This window comes from Lysinibacillus sp. UBA5994 (assembly GCF_002429725.1).
Taxonomy (GTDB): domain Bacteria; phylum Bacillota; class Bacilli; order Bacillales_A; family Planococcaceae; genus Lysinibacillus; species Lysinibacillus capsici.
The window spans coordinates 1-16352 of sequence record NZ_DJAU01000058.1 but is presented as its reverse complement, the minus strand read 5'-3'; the positions used below and the strand labels follow the sequence as shown (position 1 = coordinate 16352).

Annotated in this window: 19 protein-coding genes; 2 read left to right on the top strand and 17 right to left on the bottom strand. The window is 31.1% G+C overall.

Annotated features, from left to right (window positions below; all coding sequences use genetic code 11):
- Position 1: 1 nt before the first annotated feature.
- Positions 2-1033 (bottom strand): ABC transporter permease, encoded by a 1032-nt coding sequence (locus B3D98_RS20145; protein ID WP_288585621.1) that lies wholly within the window; start codon positions 1031-1033, stop codon positions 2-4.
- Between the two features lie 390 nt (positions 1034-1423).
- Here B3D98_RS20145 and B3D98_RS20140 point away from each other — a divergent pair, with 390 nt between their 5' ends.
- Positions 1424-1624 carry a hypothetical protein gene (locus B3D98_RS20140; RefSeq protein ID WP_288585619.1) on the top strand — a complete coding sequence of 67 codons (201 nt, stop codon included), beginning with the start codon at positions 1424-1426 and terminating at the stop codon, positions 1622-1624.
- The gene (locus tag B3D98_RS21710; protein ID WP_376748066.1) at positions 1587-1709 is read left to right on the top strand and encodes a hypothetical protein; all 123 of its coding nucleotides are present in this window, start codon (positions 1587-1589) and stop codon (positions 1707-1709) included. Before B3D98_RS20140 ends, B3D98_RS21710 begins: the two co-directional genes overlap by 38 nt.
- Before the next feature lie 378 nt (positions 1710-2087).
- Here the strand turns inward: B3D98_RS21710 and B3D98_RS20135 are convergent, their stop codons facing one another.
- From B3D98_RS20135 to B3D98_RS20065, 16 genes are all read right to left on the bottom strand, one after another.
- Entirely contained in the window at positions 2088-2795 is a 708-nt protein-coding gene (locus B3D98_RS20135; RefSeq protein ID WP_131521058.1) for a LytR/AlgR family response regulator transcription factor, read from the bottom strand.
- A 2-nt stretch (positions 2796-2797) separates the two neighbouring features.
- Positions 2798-3937 carry a sensor histidine kinase gene (locus B3D98_RS20130; RefSeq protein ID WP_193767372.1) on the bottom strand — a complete coding sequence of 380 codons (1140 nt, stop codon included), beginning with the start codon at positions 3935-3937 and terminating at the stop codon, positions 2798-2800.
- 223 nt (positions 3938-4160) lie between these two features.
- Positions 4161-4313 (bottom strand): cyclic lactone autoinducer peptide, encoded by a 153-nt coding sequence (locus B3D98_RS20125; RefSeq protein ID WP_131521057.1) that lies wholly within the window; start codon positions 4311-4313, stop codon positions 4161-4163.
- Positions 4313-4876, bottom strand: coding sequence for an accessory gene regulator B family protein (locus tag B3D98_RS20120; RefSeq protein ID WP_193767371.1), 564 nt, complete (start codon positions 4874-4876; stop codon positions 4313-4315). Before B3D98_RS20120 ends, B3D98_RS20125 begins: the two co-directional genes overlap by 1 nt.
- Before the next feature lie 161 nt (positions 4877-5037).
- Entirely contained in the window at positions 5038-5577 is a 540-nt protein-coding gene (locus B3D98_RS20115; RefSeq protein ID WP_205445576.1) for a hypothetical protein, read from the bottom strand.
- Between the two features lie 59 nt (positions 5578-5636).
- Positions 5637-8018, bottom strand: coding sequence for an ABC transporter permease (locus B3D98_RS20110; protein WP_131521054.1), 2382 nt, complete (start codon positions 8016-8018; stop codon positions 5637-5639).
- Positions 8011-8811 (bottom strand): ABC transporter ATP-binding protein, encoded by an 801-nt coding sequence (locus tag B3D98_RS20105; protein WP_373565032.1) that lies wholly within the window; start codon positions 8809-8811, stop codon positions 8011-8013. Before B3D98_RS20105 ends, B3D98_RS20110 begins: the two co-directional genes overlap by 8 nt.
- The gene (locus tag B3D98_RS20100; protein WP_193767369.1) at positions 8789-10636 is read right to left on the bottom strand and encodes an ABC transporter ATP-binding protein; all 1848 of its coding nucleotides are present in this window, start codon (positions 10634-10636) and stop codon (positions 8789-8791) included. Before B3D98_RS20100 ends, B3D98_RS20105 begins: the two co-directional genes overlap by 23 nt.
- Positions 10623-11135 (bottom strand): hypothetical protein, encoded by a 513-nt coding sequence (locus tag B3D98_RS20095; protein ID WP_131521052.1) that lies wholly within the window; start codon positions 11133-11135, stop codon positions 10623-10625. The genes B3D98_RS20100 and B3D98_RS20095 overlap by 14 nt, the downstream gene beginning before the upstream one ends.
- Before the next feature lie 2 nt (positions 11136-11137).
- The gene (locus B3D98_RS20090) at positions 11138-11629 is read right to left on the bottom strand and encodes a MauE/DoxX family redox-associated membrane protein (RefSeq protein WP_131521051.1); all 492 of its coding nucleotides are present in this window, start codon (positions 11627-11629) and stop codon (positions 11138-11140) included.
- Positions 11626-11988 (bottom strand): hypothetical protein, encoded by a 363-nt coding sequence (locus tag B3D98_RS21705; protein ID WP_373565033.1) that lies wholly within the window; start codon positions 11986-11988, stop codon positions 11626-11628. The genes B3D98_RS20090 and B3D98_RS21705 overlap by 4 nt, the downstream gene beginning before the upstream one ends.
- Before the next feature lie 123 nt (positions 11989-12111).
- Positions 12112-12345, bottom strand: coding sequence for a hypothetical protein (locus tag B3D98_RS20085; protein ID WP_131521050.1), 234 nt, complete (start codon positions 12343-12345; stop codon positions 12112-12114).
- A gap of 383 nt (positions 12346-12728) precedes the next feature.
- A complete protein-coding gene (locus tag B3D98_RS20080) occupies positions 12729-12968 on the bottom strand; it encodes a hypothetical protein (RefSeq protein ID WP_131521049.1) in 240 nt (79 codons plus the stop codon).
- A gap of 75 nt (positions 12969-13043) precedes the next feature.
- Entirely contained in the window at positions 13044-14771 is a 1728-nt protein-coding gene (locus tag B3D98_RS20075; RefSeq protein ID WP_131521048.1) for an asparagine synthase-related protein, read from the bottom strand.
- The gene (locus B3D98_RS20070) at positions 14768-15190 is read right to left on the bottom strand and encodes a lasso peptide biosynthesis B2 protein (protein ID WP_227744937.1); all 423 of its coding nucleotides are present in this window, start codon (positions 15188-15190) and stop codon (positions 14768-14770) included. Before B3D98_RS20070 ends, B3D98_RS20075 begins: the two co-directional genes overlap by 4 nt.
- Positions 15183-15443 (bottom strand): PqqD family protein, encoded by a 261-nt coding sequence (locus B3D98_RS20065; protein ID WP_131521047.1) that lies wholly within the window; start codon positions 15441-15443, stop codon positions 15183-15185. Before B3D98_RS20065 ends, B3D98_RS20070 begins: the two co-directional genes overlap by 8 nt.
- Positions 15444-16352: the final 909 nt, after the last annotated feature.

Sequence of the window (16352 nt, the reverse complement as noted above, 5' to 3'; positions counted from 1 at the left end):
ATTAAGCCTCCCCTTGCTGTATTGCTTGTAACGGTTCAATTTTTTTAATTTGCATTCCTGACAAGGTCGCACCAATAAAGCCTATGAGGAGGAATACAACGGATAACTGTGTTGTAGTGCCTATTGTTAAAGTGAATGGCATCCCCTTAGGAGCAACTATATTAAATAGCTGGCTAAGACTGACAGATACCAAAAGTGAAAAGATTGTAATAATAGCCATCTGTGTCCAGATCATTTTAAATAGCTTACTTGTTTTTAATCCAATCGCTTTTAAAATGCCATACAAGCCAATTTTTTGCACATTCATCATATAGAAGAAGATAGCAAACAACATCCCACTAATGACAACTAAGAACCATATAATCATATTTAAAGATAATTGTTCCGCATTATAACTAGGGATAGTATTGAGAAACTCTTTATTGCTATATGCTTGCAATCCCTTAATATCATTTGGCTCACTATTTGGTACAAAAATTAATTGTTTATCAGCTACCCGATACATCTCCTGATAAGCCTCTTCACTAACATAAGCAACGGGAGCATGGCTATATTTTTTTTGCTCTACAAAACCTTTTACAATGAACTTTCCACTGTATTGATTATTCGTTAATATATCTCCAACTTGTATTCCTTTATCTTGTAGTGAGCTATCCAAAAGCACCTCGTCTTGATGCACATTGCTAAAAAGTGTAGATTCCGTTGATGTCACAAAGGCTACACTTTGTTGTTTATCATCCTGATCATTTAAAAAGCCCATCTGGATCGAAAAAGCTACTGCCTCTTTTTCTTTACTTATGACTTTCTGTTGCAGGTCGCTATCGATTCTTGAAAGATTAAACGTGCCATCCGCATCCTCAGCCATATAAAATTGTCCCTTCGGTAAATCCTTAATTAAAGCTGCATTATCCTGTGACAGACCATTTGCTAAACCCGAGATAATAAACGTTAAAAAACTAACTAGGAAGATGATGGAGCCCAAGATTAAAAACCGTACTTTATTCTTCTTCATTTCTTTCCAGGCAAGATTCATCACTAACCCCTCCATTTCTTTGATTACTCCTAGCTTAAAATTGTTAAATGAACAGAGCATGAACTAATCGTAAAAATTTAGAGATTATATAAAAAGCCGCTCTATAAAGACATTTTTATCCCATAGAGTGGCTTCTTTTTTGAATCTTATTTATCTTTACTTGCTAAAATCTTTTTTGCTAACAAAATTTCTCCTACTATAAATGAGTTGATATTTTTAATAACAATTATATATTTTGTAAAACTTATAATAAGGTTTGTTTAACAGATTACATAAATCAAAAGTTATATACACGAAAAATTTCCAAGAATTTCTTTATTTCTACCCTTGTTATTGTCATAGTGTCTATAGTAATTTTGGACGTAATAATCATAGTAATCTATTGGAAGTATGGCTGAAAAAATCGATCAATACTTAAAAAATAAAAAATTTCAAGATATCGTTCTTATTGCAAAGAAAGGTAAAATTTTATTTACAAAAGGTTACGGTTTGGCAGACACTGATTTACCTAATAGCCCAACCACACTCAGAAACATTCACTGCTGTAGCGATCATGCAACTAGAAGAAAAAGGACTTTTAAACCTAGATAATCCAATTTTACAATACTTTCCAGACTTTCCGAATGGAGGGTCTATTCAAATAAGTCATCTCCTATCTAAGTCGTTTCCGTCATAGCACGGCTCAATGACGAGAAGTTAACAGTGATTGTTCTTAGCAACGAGATGACAGTGAATTCTAAAAGAATCAACCCTCATTTTACTTCCATCGTTCTTCAGCAGCCAATTTGGATATGGGAAGAATAATAGAACTATTTCATTATTATAATACAGTGTTTAATGGTGATTAGAATAGTATCTTTAAACATTTCTTATCCGTAGTAGTATAGATTGAAGCAACAGAGTATATAGCACATTTAACAAAGGTTGTTTCACACATTTATCAGGAACGTCTAAAGCAAAAGGATTGCGAGTTCAGTCATACAAAATAAACTCACAATCCTTGTTATATCGATGAAAAAGTAAGCATAAGTTTTTTTACTAGGTGGATGTCTAACTATTTTAACCCCTTTATAAGTCGTGCAGAGGCAAAGCAAGTTTCACCATTTTTGAAATATACAACTCGTTCCTTATGATCTACAAATTCAATGTTTTGTTTATTCACAATAAAAGCCTTATGACATTGATACATCGATGTATGTGCTTCCTTAAAATCCTTTAAGCGACCATAAAACTCAATATGCTCATTTTCTAAATGTAATATAATTTTATGTAATTTTGGGGATGCCGCAAAAAAGTATATATCCTGAATAGCAATATTCCTTGTATAACCATTTGCTCTTATTTGAATCTGTGAAGGTGATTGTTGTTGGCCAATTTGTATATACTTTTCATATGCAACTTTTAGTGTTGTTAATATTTTTTGCTGTAACATACCTGTGTGATCCTTAATAATAAAATCTAACGCAGCAATTTTATACATAAACGTTAAATAGGTCATTTCTGCATGGGTTGTGACAAATATAATACTGCACAATGGGTCACGTTGGCGAATCATATCCCCTAACATAAGCCCTGTCACCTCATGGTTCAAATCAATATCCAAAAAATAACAATCTGCTTTTTCATATGTAATGACTTCATTAGGGTTTGTAGTTGTAAGTACAATTTCAATCCCGTTCCCTTCCATCATAGCATAGTTTTTAATGGTTTTTTTGATATGCTCTAATTGTACAACATTATCTTCACAAATAATCACTTTCATATTTACACCCCCTCCTCCTCAATAAACAACTCTTGTATAAATAAATTGCCATTTATTTTTGTATTTAAACGAAGTTTTGGAGATGCATCTACCATTTGACGTAATATAGATAAGCCCAAGCCTCGCTCCTCTCCTTTTGTCGAGAAGCCTTCTTTGAAAATTTCATGCACTTTTAACTCATAACTTTTATTGGATGAAAATGTATTCATACATGCAATTAACACAGCTTTTTCCATTCGAATAAATGCTAATCGAATCCAAGGCTCTGTAGCATGTTTACTGGCTTCAAGCGCATTGTCCAATAGTATGCCGCACATACGATTTAATTGAATCTCATCCAATGCTATTCTATCGATTTTTTCGACAATCTCAATGTACATTGGAACGTGAAACGTTTGCGCTTGAATAAGTTTTGTTGTTAAAAGTCCTTTTAAACTAGCTATATTTAAACAGTTAAGCATCGAAAAGGATATTTCATGCGCTTGCTCTTTCTTTTCAGTTTGTAAAATATGTCGATAAAAATATGTTTCTAGTTCTGAGTAACTTTTAGAATCTATAAAATGACGCATTGATGTTAAAATATTCATATAATCATGTTTAAATTGACGCATATCTCTATTAATTTCTTCAAGCGAAGACACATATGAATTAAATTCTTCTAATTCCATTTCCTTTTGTTTAATATGTATGTTCTTAATAGCTAAGTAAACAAAGAAACCAATAATAATGATAAAGATCATCAAATAAATCACAAAAAAGAACAAATTATGTTGGACACTTTTGATAAACGATGTACCATCCATCAACACAATATCAGTATACATAAAGACAATCGTCATAAGCATCAAGGGAATCATTGCAGGTATAATGTATTGCTTAAACACATACCATCTAACAAAATAATCGAATAACTTTATGTAGACAAGCACCAATATAAATAGGATACTCATCGAAAAAATGAGTTGTACCAATGGAGAAGTGATGATAGCATCCATGCCATTCGATAAATGATACACGACAAGCGAAGAAATATGATCTGCCAAAACAACTAAAACAATCGTAAACAGCACATGGGCCACATTCCGCCAACGCTTTGTTTGCCGGTAGACGAAGAAACTTTCCACTAATAGGATGTACGCCATAGCATAGACACCTATAAAAGCAAACAACACTACTGATGGCGAAACTATTAATAAAGAAATCTTCAATATCATTTTTTTGGTTATTGCAATTTTGCTAAAATATAACGGTAAAATACTTAATATCAAAAATTGATAAATAATCAAAGTTAAATAGGATATACTCCACATACGAATAACATGATCCTTCCAAAATAACATATAATCAATATCTATCTTAGAATATTTATGTATTTTTTTCAAATTTATTGAAATTTAATTCTTGTGGCAACTCCTCTTCTCCTAAAGCTCCCCAACACATATAAACAGAGCTAAAGTCAGCCAATTTAACGAATAAATTATATAAATAATCAATAATATTGTCGATAATAAATTTCATTAATGAGATCCTCCTATTTTTGCAATAACCACTAAAACAATCCCCTTCAAAAATCCTGCTAAGAAAAATACACTTATGGATGTTGGAAAAATAACGAGTAGTCCCCCCAACACAATAAGTCTGCTATACAGTTTTTTAAACAAAAATGTTCGATGAGCTTCACCCTGTACTTTTGTTTTTTTAGAACTCACTGGACCAATAAACAACAAGATGACAGCTCCTAGCAAAAACGCCCCCCAAACAACGAGTGAAGTGATAGGCAATGCTACAGCTAGCCATGTGATGAACGGAAATGAAATACAACTAACAATAAGACACGTTTTAAATGATGAACAATGCGCACCATATGCTACTTGACGCACCAATAGAAATCCAATTTGAACCAGTAACATTCTCCAAAATAAACCGAACGCTATAGCTATACCGTAAATAATCAAAAATTTTTTTAACTCGCTTGTAACAACACGAAATCCATACACTAATTTAATTTTATCTAACTGTGTTAACGGTCTTCTATGTTCAAAAAAATCTACTAGCATTTCCTCTTTTGCAGTAAATTCCATCTCATCACCTCCTTGATCACTAGTATAAAACATGTAACATCAAAATAGTTAAAAATATCCTAAAAAGTATATTTTTAAAGATAATCGCCTATTTTCAATCTTCTCTTTTACATAAACGTTCAAAAAAAGAACGTAAGCGTAAAGTGCCACTTAACGTTCCCTTAAATAAGTTTTTCTGTATATGCTTTATAAACTGCTTCTAAATAATGAGATGTTCCAAAATATGCATTAATATGTCTAATCGATTGCTCTATCTCTGTATTTGTAAATTTTTGAGAGTTACAAAGAAAGTCAATGGAGTGACCCTTTGCCAATTCCATGAGCACATTCATTTCTAACATATTCAATCCGCCCAATCGTCTTGTATCAACTATTTCTATTGAGTCTCCTTCAATGATATGAACTAGTTGTTCTATCGTCATATTTTTATTTATTACCTTACAATTCAAGATATTATTTGTGTAGTAATGAATCTCTCCAATATTTTCATCTGTCATAAAAACAATTTGGCATTTCATTGTTTCGAGGTTTTTTAAATATGGTATATAGTGAACAAAATGCTTATAAGATGTGTCAATTAACACAACATCATATTTTTTATTGGCATTTATCCTTATGACAACCTCACTCAACAAGTTAATGGTATCAACTACCCAAGACGGTCTATACATAGTGAACATATTTTTTAAAAGCTCTTGCATAAGCGTGTAATCTGAATGTACTAAGATATACATTATTCTGTTATCTGACACGAACATTTCTATATAACACTCCGTTTTACAAATCGAGCAATATATAGTCGACAACATACTAAAATAATCATCGCTGTACCTATACTTGAACTAAATATAAATAAGAAATCCCATTCTATTGGCCCATCTGCGTCAATTTGCATGATTAACTTTGTTAAAAACATGCCACTTGTTAATCCAAGTAGTAAACCGATAGTGACAATAAAGAGAACTTCAGACCAAATAACCTGTTTTAATTCTTTTGGGGCAAGCCCGATTAAACGTTGTGTATTGTATTGGTCTCTTCTTTTAAAGATTATATGAAAAATCGTTTGCACTAGACCAGTACAACTCGCTACTACTAAAGCAGTCAAAATGAGCATGAACATTGCCCATCGTTGATAAAACCATTCCGAGGCTTGCTCTAAAAGAACAGCTCGCTCCACAATTTTTAACGTTGGCCAATCATGAATCGTCTGTTGGAGATCGTCTAATGTTGTGCCATTACCTAAAGTTAAATGGATTTTATCAATTGTTACAACATCTTTAATCAAAGGGGAATTCCAATCAACAAAAAGTTGTTTATATTTGTTTTCAGTTGGAACAATTCCAGTAATTCTTAAACGAATGACTTTTTCATTTGACCGTCTATCTAAGTAATCGCCTTCTAAAACATCGCCTATTTTTAAATCATACTTATCAGCTACATCATCTGTAATTTCAACTCTATCTGCTCCACCAAAATCTTTGGCAAAATAATTCAGATTAACACCATTATTAGTGAGAAAAGAACTACCCTTACTATCTAATTGTATTTCTTTTATTGAAATTTTTTTTCGCAATAACTCTATATCATTATAAGAAATATTTTCAAAATAAGGATTATCAATCGCTACTTCATACGGATAGGTTTTTTCAATCGTTGTTTCCTCGGATTGTACAATAGATTTCAAAAATGTACCATTAAACGTAATAATCATAATCAAAATCGCTAATATACAAACAACAGGAACATAGTTACTTAAATTAGGGATGAATTGAATTTTTACATAGTGCGCTTTGTTTCCTAAATAGCGATGAATCCAGGAAGAATATTTTTTCAATGTGTATACTATCATATATGGGAATAAAAAGAATAGACAACCTATGATACATACACTTCCAGTAAAAATGAGAATAATTGATTGAATTGCATCATTTTGCAAAATACCTTGTGCAAGAATAAGTAAGGACATCACACCTACTATAAAAGTAAGTACGGTCTTCCATTTCGTCCAATGATATGATTTAAACTCATAATTTCTTTTCATTGCTAAAGGTAATATTTTAGTTACCCTCGCTACTTGAACAAACACAAACATGTAGAGTAAGAAATAAATAGCAAGTAAAATTGCTGAAAAATAGACAACAGGAATGTTAAAATGGGCTTGTGGTAAGCCAACCATCTCAACCAAAGATGGGACAACGAATTTTAGCAACAAAAGGCTACTGATTGTGCCTGTCCCCACACCTATTAGTAATATGATAGTCGATTGATAGTTGACAATCTTTTTTAGTTGCCCTGTCGTTGCTCCCATTGTTCTTAAAACGAAAAATTGGGCTTGTAAACGACTAAATAATAATGAAAAAGTGGACTTCAATAATAGACCACTAATAATGATAATACTAAACACTAACATCATGATGAAAACGAGTAAGGAATTTAAATTTGCTTGTACCCAGTCCGTTTCTTTCGTTATATCTACACGTATATTTGGGAAAAATTGATGTAATACAGTAGCTGTCTGCCACACATCCGTTGTTTTAATCATGACAAACAAGCCTTTTACATCCGATGGAATACTACTTACAATTTTCAAAGAATCAATGTCCATATAGAGAATAGGCGCATCTTCTCCATATTCATTAGGAGATAGCACTCCTTTTATAAGAAACGGCTTACCATTTACCATAATTGAATCTGAAACAGACTTATTTAATGTTTTTGATAACGAATGTGAAATAATAACTTCATTATCTTTCGGTATGTCGTTCAAATGATAAAATCCTTTTGTTAAATGCCCATTTGTAACACCTAATGTATAGGCTCCTTCAATCTTATCAATAGATGTAAATTGTAGTAAAATCGGTTCCACAAGCTCGACTTCTTCTAAAGTTTTAATCTGATTAAAACTTTCTTTCGTAATCCATTGACTAGACTCTTGACTAGATGAAAGGTTATAACCAGCAGAAATATCCACATCCCCATACAAGTTACGAATATTGTCTTCCATTTCTGTTCGTGCATTTTCAACATAGATCAACATTGTTGCAATTAAACAAACAGCGAGTGCTACAACTTGTATGGCAATGATTACTTGTATTTTAGCAGCTCTACAAAGTTTCCAAGCAATATTCTTTAAATCATACATTGAGATAACTCCTCTGTATGTTTTTAAATTTGTCAAAAATCATCGATAAATTATCGCTATTTACTTGATTGATATAACTATCTACTAATTTCCCTTTATGAAAGAATAGTACACGATCAGCATAAGTCGATACATGTGGATCATGTGTTACCAATATAATTGTTTGATTTGTTAGATTTTTCAATTGAACAAGTGTTGTTAAAATATCATTAGTTGTATTCACATCTAAGGCCCCTGTTGGCTCATCTGCCAGTAATAATAGCGGATTGGCAATAATCGCTCGTGATATAGCCACTCGTTGTTTTTGCCCACCAGATAATTCATGTGGTTTCTTCACAGCTAAATCACTAATTGACATTTTTGTTAAAACATCTTTCACCTTTTGCGCAATTTTTTTAGAGTCCTCATCTAGCAAAATTAAAGGCAGAGCCACATTATCTGATACCGTCAATTCATCTAATAAGTTAAAATTTTGAAATATAAAACCTATATTTCGTTTTCTAAATTCCGATGCTATCGGTTCTTGAAATTGCTCAATCATTGGTACACCTTGAAACATTAATTCCCCATGTGTAGGTTTGTCTAAAGCAGCTAAAATATTAAGTAATGTACTTTTCCCTGAACCACTCGTACCCATTATTGCTACGATTTCGTTTTGGTAAATTTCACAATTGATTGTATCTAGTGCTTGTACAATAAAATCCTTTGACTGAAATTCCTTTGACACATTTTTCATCACTACTAATGGGGTTTCTTTCATATTTTGTGTCTCATGTAGTTTCAACGGTTTCATGAAAATGCTCCTTTCGCTCATACCATTTGGATTGGGCTTGATGCATACGATAAAATAATCCTTTATTATTTATTAATTCATCAAAAGTACCAATTTCTTCAATTTTCCCCTTATCCATTACGATAATCTTATCTGATAATTTCGTGGGTCCGATTCTATGTGTAATCGTAATCGTTGTTTTATCATCTGTCATGCTATCAAATAATTCAAGTGTTTTTAATTCTGAATGAGGATCTAATGACGCTGTAGGTTCATCCAACAAAATCAAACTAACATCCTTCATTAGCGCTCGTCCTAAAGCTATTTTTTGCCATTCTCCCCCAGATAGATCAATTCCGCCATCCATTTCTTTAGATAAATAAGTATCTAAGTCAACATTATGGATTGATAATTTATGTCCCAATCCTACTTTTCTTATGACATCCCATATTTTCTGGTCATTCTCCATGTCATCTACATTGCCAAAACCAATATTTTCTCTTAAGGAATACATATATTTAGGGAATGTTTGAAAAACAACAGCAACTTGTTTATGTAAACTAGATTTATCAATGTCGGTCATATTTTCTCCATTTACTAAAATCGTTCCTTCTGTCAAATTGAATAATCCTACTAAACAATGGGCGAGTGTTGTTTTCCCTGAACCGTTTCCACCTACAATCGAAATTTTTTCTCCTCTTCGTATTGAAAAGTTCAATTTTGAAAAAGCTGAAATATCAGAATAAGGATAGTTGAAAGTGCCATTTTTAATATCAATCGTTTCAATAGAATTAATTTCTTCTCTCTTTTCGTCATCAAAATGTTCTATTTTCAACAACTTGATTAATGCATTATTATAAATAGCTGCTTCAAAAATAGAAGCTATATGTGCACCAATTTGAGCAAAAATGCCCTGTAAAGTAATTATAGCTGCAGTTAACGCCACATAACTCCCTATTGTTAAAGCGTTCTCTACTAGTTGATAAACAAAGAATACAGATACACCTGTATTGATAACTCCTACAAATAGTATCATCACTGCACTATTTTTCAGTTCCCACTTTGTCACTTCAAGTCTCTTGTTCATCGTATAAAAATAAAGTTTTTTCCATTTTTCCAGTAAATAATCACTCAATGTATACACTTTAATTTCCTTTAAATAGCTTTTGTCAAAAAAAAGGGATTCTGTATAAGAAAGCTCTCTTTCTTTAAATACAACGTTTTTTTCAACTTTATAATTTTTAAGTTTGCTAAAAAAAACAATGACAACCCCGGGAATTGTTGATAAAAGCACAGTTAAAGGTAATGTCCAATGAATAGCCATTAAAATCGCAAAAACTGAAAATAACGAAAATACACTTGTAATGATCTGCAAAAAAGAATATGTTGTACCTAACCCATTTCCTTCCAATGCTTTGGCTGCCAGATTCACTTGATTGTAAAAAAAGCTAGACTCAAAGTTTTCTAAAGAAACGCTAGTTACTTTTTTGTTTAACATCGCTTTAAATAAATAATTCACTCTTAAAGAAATTTTTCGAAATAGATAATCTTGAATTTTTCCAGATAGTTGTCCAAATAGACTAAGAAACGTTATTGCTACAAGGAGAACTAACACAAACCCCAATTCATTAGGAATTTTCTGCACCACCGTTAGTTGATCTATCAACCTTTTCTGTAGCAAAATTTCTAAAGGTAACATAATAGAAGTTATTATGCTTAAAATAGTTAAAAAAAGAAATATGCTCTTTTGTTCTCTCCAAATATTTTTCAAATAAAAATACTGTGAATAGAAAAAGTCTCTAACAGGTCGATCTTTCTCATGGAATTTTAATTCATTCAACTTCATAGTCATTCACATCCAAAAGATTTTCTAAACTTGCGATTCCTTTCTTCTCTACTACAAAATTATTAGTATTCAAAACTAGATACATTGGAAAGACATCTATTTTTAACTGATTAGAAAGAATTTCTTCTTCTATAAAATAAATATATTCATCCTCTAAATAGCTCAGGTTATCCCGATTTTCTATAGTATCCGTTGCTATAAAAATATACTTTTCTTTTTTAACAGGAATTAAAAAATTGAGTTTTTTTAATGTTGCTTTACAAGCAGAACACTGACTATCAATAAATACTAAAGTCTGCACATTAATCTCATTCATAATATCTTGAACTTTAACAGATTCAAATTGTTTATTCTTCAATGGAATCAACGGAAAAACGTTTTTTTCCATCGGTCCCCATTTTTCTACATTTAGCACTCGTCTAGTTCTTAATGAAATCAAAATGCTAAGCATTAATACACAAGAAATGATGACGAAAGCATAATAAATTTCCATGTCCATCGTTACACCACCTCTACGTTTCTTCTAATAATTATTAAAGTGATGAACCATAAAAGAACAGGTACGAGATAAAATATATTGCCAAAGTCAAGTATATTCATATTACCTTTATCAAAATAGAGTAGTGGCACTATACTGAAAAACATGCATAGACTTTGTATTAAGCCACCCAGTCCTGTCTTAGTTGGAATTAAATTGCCGAAACATTTACAGTCCTCTTCTATCTTATTAATAAGTGCATACGAATTAATAATTATAAAGAGTAAAATTAAAGATAAGGCACTAATATAAAGTATAGGGTGAGCATAAATAAACAAACTGACACCTATTACAATTTCAAATAATGGGAATAACAATGCCAAAAATGTAATTAAAATATCATTGATAGGAATATACTTTAAAAAAAACTGCTTTGTATTTGAATGTGAGATTAATTTAGAAATCCCAGAAAGTATCAATACTAAAGCAGAACCATAACAAAAAATATAAATCATAGTATCTCTCCTAAAAAAATTAAGAAAGTTAATGTGAATTTCACATAATTGTATCCTAAATTTTTTATATTTATATTGATAGGTATGTTTTCAAAACAACCACAGTTACGTGTCTTTCCTCCTTTAGAAGGTTTAAACAGTAAAAAAAGATTGAACAATTGCAACATTACAGCGGTCATACATATGTAAACATTCACAAATTGAATTAATAAGGAGATACCTACAAGCACATCTAAACTCACTAAAATGCTTACGAATATCGGAGATATTGTTATTTTTTCATTTATCGCCACGTAATAATGATAAATTTTAAAAACTTTATTGAATCCGTTTTTTAGAAAAATAATTGCTACAACCAGATAAACAATAATGATATTCAGTCAACTCCTTTTCTTTCAAGCCACTATTAAAATCCTTTAATATACAAGGATTTTAATAGTAAAATACACACAAAATTTTATATTGTTTCAAAGAGATTTACCTTATGAAGAAAAATTCATTATATCTTCCCAATAATATTTTTCACCCATATATAGTAATACTGGAATTTCTTCAATTTGCAATTGATTTAATTTCATCAAATGTTCGACTTTTATCTCGTTATCGTTTTCAAATAACACTTTTATCAAAATAACTTCTCTCTTTTTTGAAATTCTACGATAAAAAGCATTCAAAACATATAAGTTATCAAAAATGTTATTTTCATCCGAAATCAAATATGTTCTTCCCTTTTCCAGGAAATCTATTTGCTCAATCTGTATAAATCTCCGCTGAAAATCAATGCAGTTTCTTAATTTTGTCAAATTGTAAAAAAAGAAAATCAAAAATACAATCCCGAAAATTAGTGTCATACTTTATTTATCAGTTAGAAAAATATGAAAACGTTCATTTCACATTTTGTAGGAGTATTGTGCTATTACTATAGGGCAAATTTAGTTTTTGTATTTATTTTCTGCTATAGAACCATAACGATTCATCGTAGACTCTTCACCAAAACCTGTTCTTGACTATACATTCCTGTTACAACTTTTATGTAATAAAAAAGTAGAACATAACATCGAAATAAATAAAATAGTTTTGGTATTAACCTATTTATAAGTTAGCAGTCATCTTTTTCTGCAGAACAACTAACCGTTTCAGTCTTACAAACGTAACATATATTTACAACTCCAGGACCATAACATGGTTCGGTTCTATATTTACGTCTTCTATAACTACCTTTTACAGCACCTGTTTCATCAAAAAATGGCAATTCTTTACCCCAGCCACATTGACCTTTAATGATTTCCGAACTATTTCCACTATCTAAAAGCATTGGTTTGCTATATGTCATTAACATAATTATTTCCTCCTGCAACCCTTAGAAATAGCACAATACACCTACACTAACAGCCTCCTTATTAATATTGATTCATTACACTTCTTGCATAATCCATACTTCAATGGAGAACAGTAATAAAAAAGCCTCATCTATCAACAAACCATTTCTCCACTTATATAAATTTTCTTCCCAAAACTCTTCGGAACAAAGACCTAACTTTGAGACAACTAAAGGTGACTTTACATTAGAATAAATTGAATTCCAATTTTTCCTTATACTCTTTAATGTATGAGCAATGTGTGATGTTTTATTTATACGCAGTCGAATACTGTCAGGTAACTTATTTTTCTGAGAGTCTCTTAAAATTTTTTTCGTGTAGAAAGGATCAAAGAGAATATGACTAGGGATTTTAATCATAAAAGAAATTAACTCCCTATCTAAAAAAGGATGTTTTATATCCGCACCATAAAAGCCACCTATCGCCCTATCCATATAATGATTGGCTTTTGCATTTAACATTTGATGCAATAAATTTCTAGCATGATTCCGTTTATTTTTAGTTGTTCTACTAAAAGGATGTGGTTGAATGATGTACTCACGTAATCCTTTAAAAGCAGACATATTTGTATACATACAATATTTAGTTAAATCGCCGAACATATCCTTTATTTTTCCTTCTCTAACGTAATCTCTTAATAAATACGGCGGATTCGTTAAAAGTTGGTCACCACCATAACCTGTTAGGATACTATATGTATTATTGTTCACACTTGACTCTATTAAGGGAGAAATAAATTCACATGTAGGAGCAGTAGCATACGGTTCGTCAAAACGTAATATATTATTCCGAAGATCTTCATACATCAATACTGAATCATAATTTAGAAAAGTACCTTTAGAATTATATTGTTCTAATAATTCCGTTATATATGCACTTTCATCGCATTCCTTTAATTCATCAAAAACAACGCTTACCGAATTAATTTCTCCGTATCTATGCCCCAATCGTTTTGACACATTAAAAATAGTAGTTGAGTCTAAGCCACCGCTTAATAACACCGTATTTCGCTCGCTTTTCCGTACTCTCCTCAAAACTGCTTTGTTCAAAATACTTTCGAATTCTTCAATTAACGCTTCCCGATTTATAGTTGTCTCCTTCATCATCCATTTATCAGAAAATAATTCATCATAATTCACATAGTTTATTAGGTTAATTTCCTTATTTTCATAAACAAACATATTCCCACTCGGTAAACGCAAGATCTCTTTATATGGCGTTAAATAGGAATCAACAATTCCTTTTGCATTTAGATATTCTTGAAAGTAAACACCGTTCAACTCAGGTGTATTTAGATAACTTTTCAATAGAAAGATATCGCTCGCAACTACTAATTTTGTATCGGTTTTTAAATAAAAGAGCCTTTTTACCCCCAAGGTATCTCTACAGGCCATTAATGTTAAATTCTTTTTATCAAATAGAACAAATGAAAACTCGCCATCTAAACGCTTCACAAAATCCAAACCAAATGTGTTATAAAGGGAAATTAAATTAGTGAGTAATTCTTGCTCAGTCCAATCAACATTTTCATATACACCATGATTCAAAATATTGTATATCACAATGTCTCCCACTATTAACACATCATTATTTTCAAAAAACACATATGGGGTCGTATTTTGAGCATATGCTGCTTTCAAAACAAAGTTCTGTGAGGATGTGTTGAAATAATTTACTTTTGATTTACTGTTGATCTTAAGATGTCCATTTTTATCCACTTCTCCCTCCGAATTATCCATAAATTCAAACACATACCAATTCACCTAAGTTCAACTCCCTTCATATACGAGTTTGAATCTATAATCACTTTCAACGAATCAAGATTTTCCATTTCTTCAAATAGATTGTGGCCCTGATATTGAATCCAGGCATGTGCCTCTAAGGGAAATTTTTTTATCCCTATTACCATGTTTACTGGTATACCATACTTAGATTGAAGTATCTTATAACCAATTAACGTTTTGTGTATACAATCTGCTTTCCTAGGATACCAACAGCAAACTTGGTCTAAAAGAATAAACCACTCCAAAATCTCTTCAGAATTCTCCTCAGTAAAAATCTCTTTAGAACCCTCTATAGTATATTTTTTTATATAGCGTCTAAAGACTTCATCAAAACCTTTTCTCCGTATTTGGAAATCTAAAAATATTAATTCTTTGTATAAATATAAAATATTATACAAATTTAATTAAACCTCCTTTTGACAACGAATTTAAAAATCCATCTAAATCCTTTTGAATAATTAAAATATCTTCATTTGTCCTTTTAGCTATTAATTTGGAAATATCAGAGACTATTGGTGTTTTATCAAACTCTTCCCAAATAAATGAACTAAATTTATCTAGTGCGTAAATTTGATTCGTATAAATATTAATAATTAGATATTCATCCTCTTCTTTATAGGAAAGAAGATACTTTGATTTTTTTACACGCATCCCTTTTACCACTTCCTCCTCTTTTACATTGTGAACAATCCTTTAATACTGTTCCTGTATTACTACTATACACAGTCATAAGCTCTAACAGTCTCTTTACTCTTATCATCTTCTTTCTTCCACATAACCGTATTTTTTCTACTTACTCCATTACGTTTATGATTATATAAATGTAGTGGAGTAAAATGACAACTCTTGTGCTATCGATTACATCCACATCAAGTCCATCACTCAACACATATATAAAAACTGCACCTTCTAGTTGATTGTTAACTTTCAATCAACTAGAAGATGCAACTCGTAGGGTTTTATTGGTCCATGAAAGATCTTAAAAATAGAAATCTAAAAATCAATGTATAAAAGAAAATATTCTCTCTCCACCAAAGTTCAAAAAATTATTGATGTTGAAACAGATGTCTTTGTCTTTTACCTAAAATCTATAGGATAAACCTATTCTTTTCAGGCGTCTAAAATGGCACAACCTTTATAGAAAAATATTGTAAAGATATTTATTACCCTCTAAAGCCCTGTAAAATTTGTAAAACAAATTTACCTGTTTTACATAAACATAACTGCTTAGTCTATCATAGCGAACGTTCTGACACACAATGTTTTATCACATAAAAAAACAAGAATGCTAATATAAACATTCTTGTTTTAATTATGTTTCTAATGATTCCTTTGGAGATTCAAACCCATGAGTAACTTCTACGTTAAAACTCATACTATTCTCTTCCAATGAATTTTCTATACTTTTTTTATTCTCGTTGACCTTTTCTTCAAAAAGAATCCTTCTCTTTCTAAACCTGTTGCAATTCCCCTAATATAAAAAGCTCATAAACCCTGTTATATCAAGATTTATGAGCTTTCTTAATTTTTATTAATTTGATGATACCGGTGGTCGGGGTC

Bases quoted from the DNA above. Each gene is read 5' to 3' on its own strand.
- B3D98_RS20080 (WP_131521049.1), bottom strand. From the start codon at position 12,968: ATGTTAATGACATATAGCAAACCAATGCTTTTAGATAGTGGAAATAGT.
- B3D98_RS20140 (WP_288585619.1), top strand. From the start codon at position 1,424: ATGGCTGAAAAAATCGATCAATACTTAAAAAATAAAAAATTTCAAGAT.
- B3D98_RS20115 (WP_205445576.1), bottom strand. From the start codon at position 5,577: ATGCAAGAGCTTTTAAAAAATATGTTCACTATGTATAGACCGTCTTGG.
- B3D98_RS20135 (WP_131521058.1), bottom strand. From the start codon at position 2,795: ATGAAAGTGATTATTTGTGAAGATAATGTTGTACAATTAGAGCATATC.
- B3D98_RS20120 (WP_193767371.1), bottom strand. From the start codon at position 4,876: ATGGAATTTACTGCAAAAGAGGAAATGCTAGTAGATTTTTTTGAACAT.
- B3D98_RS20095 (WP_131521052.1), bottom strand. From the start codon at position 11,135: ATGGACATGGAAATTTATTATGCTTTCGTCATCATTTCTTGTGTATTA.
- B3D98_RS20100 (WP_193767369.1), bottom strand. From the start codon at position 10,636: ATGAAGTTGAATGAATTAAAATTCCATGAGAAAGATCGACCTGTTAGA.
- B3D98_RS20130 (WP_193767372.1), bottom strand. From the start codon at position 3,937: ATGGCGTACATCCTATTAGTGGAAAGTTTCTTCGTCTACCGGCAAACA.
- B3D98_RS20110 (WP_131521054.1), bottom strand. From the start codon at position 8,018: ATGTATGATTTAAAGAATATTGCTTGGAAACTTTGTAGAGCTGCTAAA.
- B3D98_RS20125 (WP_131521057.1), bottom strand. From the start codon at position 4,313: ATGAAATTTATTATCGACAATATTATTGATTATTTATATAATTTATTC.
- B3D98_RS20065 (WP_131521047.1), bottom strand. From the start codon at position 15,443: ATGCGTGTAAAAAAATCAAAGTATCTTCTTTCCTATAAAGAAGAGGAT.
- B3D98_RS21710 (WP_376748066.1), top strand. From the start codon at position 1,587: ATGCAACTAGAAGAAAAAGGACTTTTAAACCTAGATAATCCAATTTTA.
- B3D98_RS20090 (WP_131521051.1), bottom strand. From the start codon at position 11,629: ATGATTTATATTTTTTGTTATGGTTCTGCTTTAGTATTGATACTTTCT.
- B3D98_RS20105 (WP_373565032.1), bottom strand. From the start codon at position 8,811: ATGAAACCGTTGAAACTACATGAGACACAAAATATGAAAGAAACCCCA.
- B3D98_RS20145 (WP_288585621.1), bottom strand. From the start codon at position 1,033: ATGAATCTTGCCTGGAAAGAAATGAAGAAGAATAAAGTACGGTTTTTA.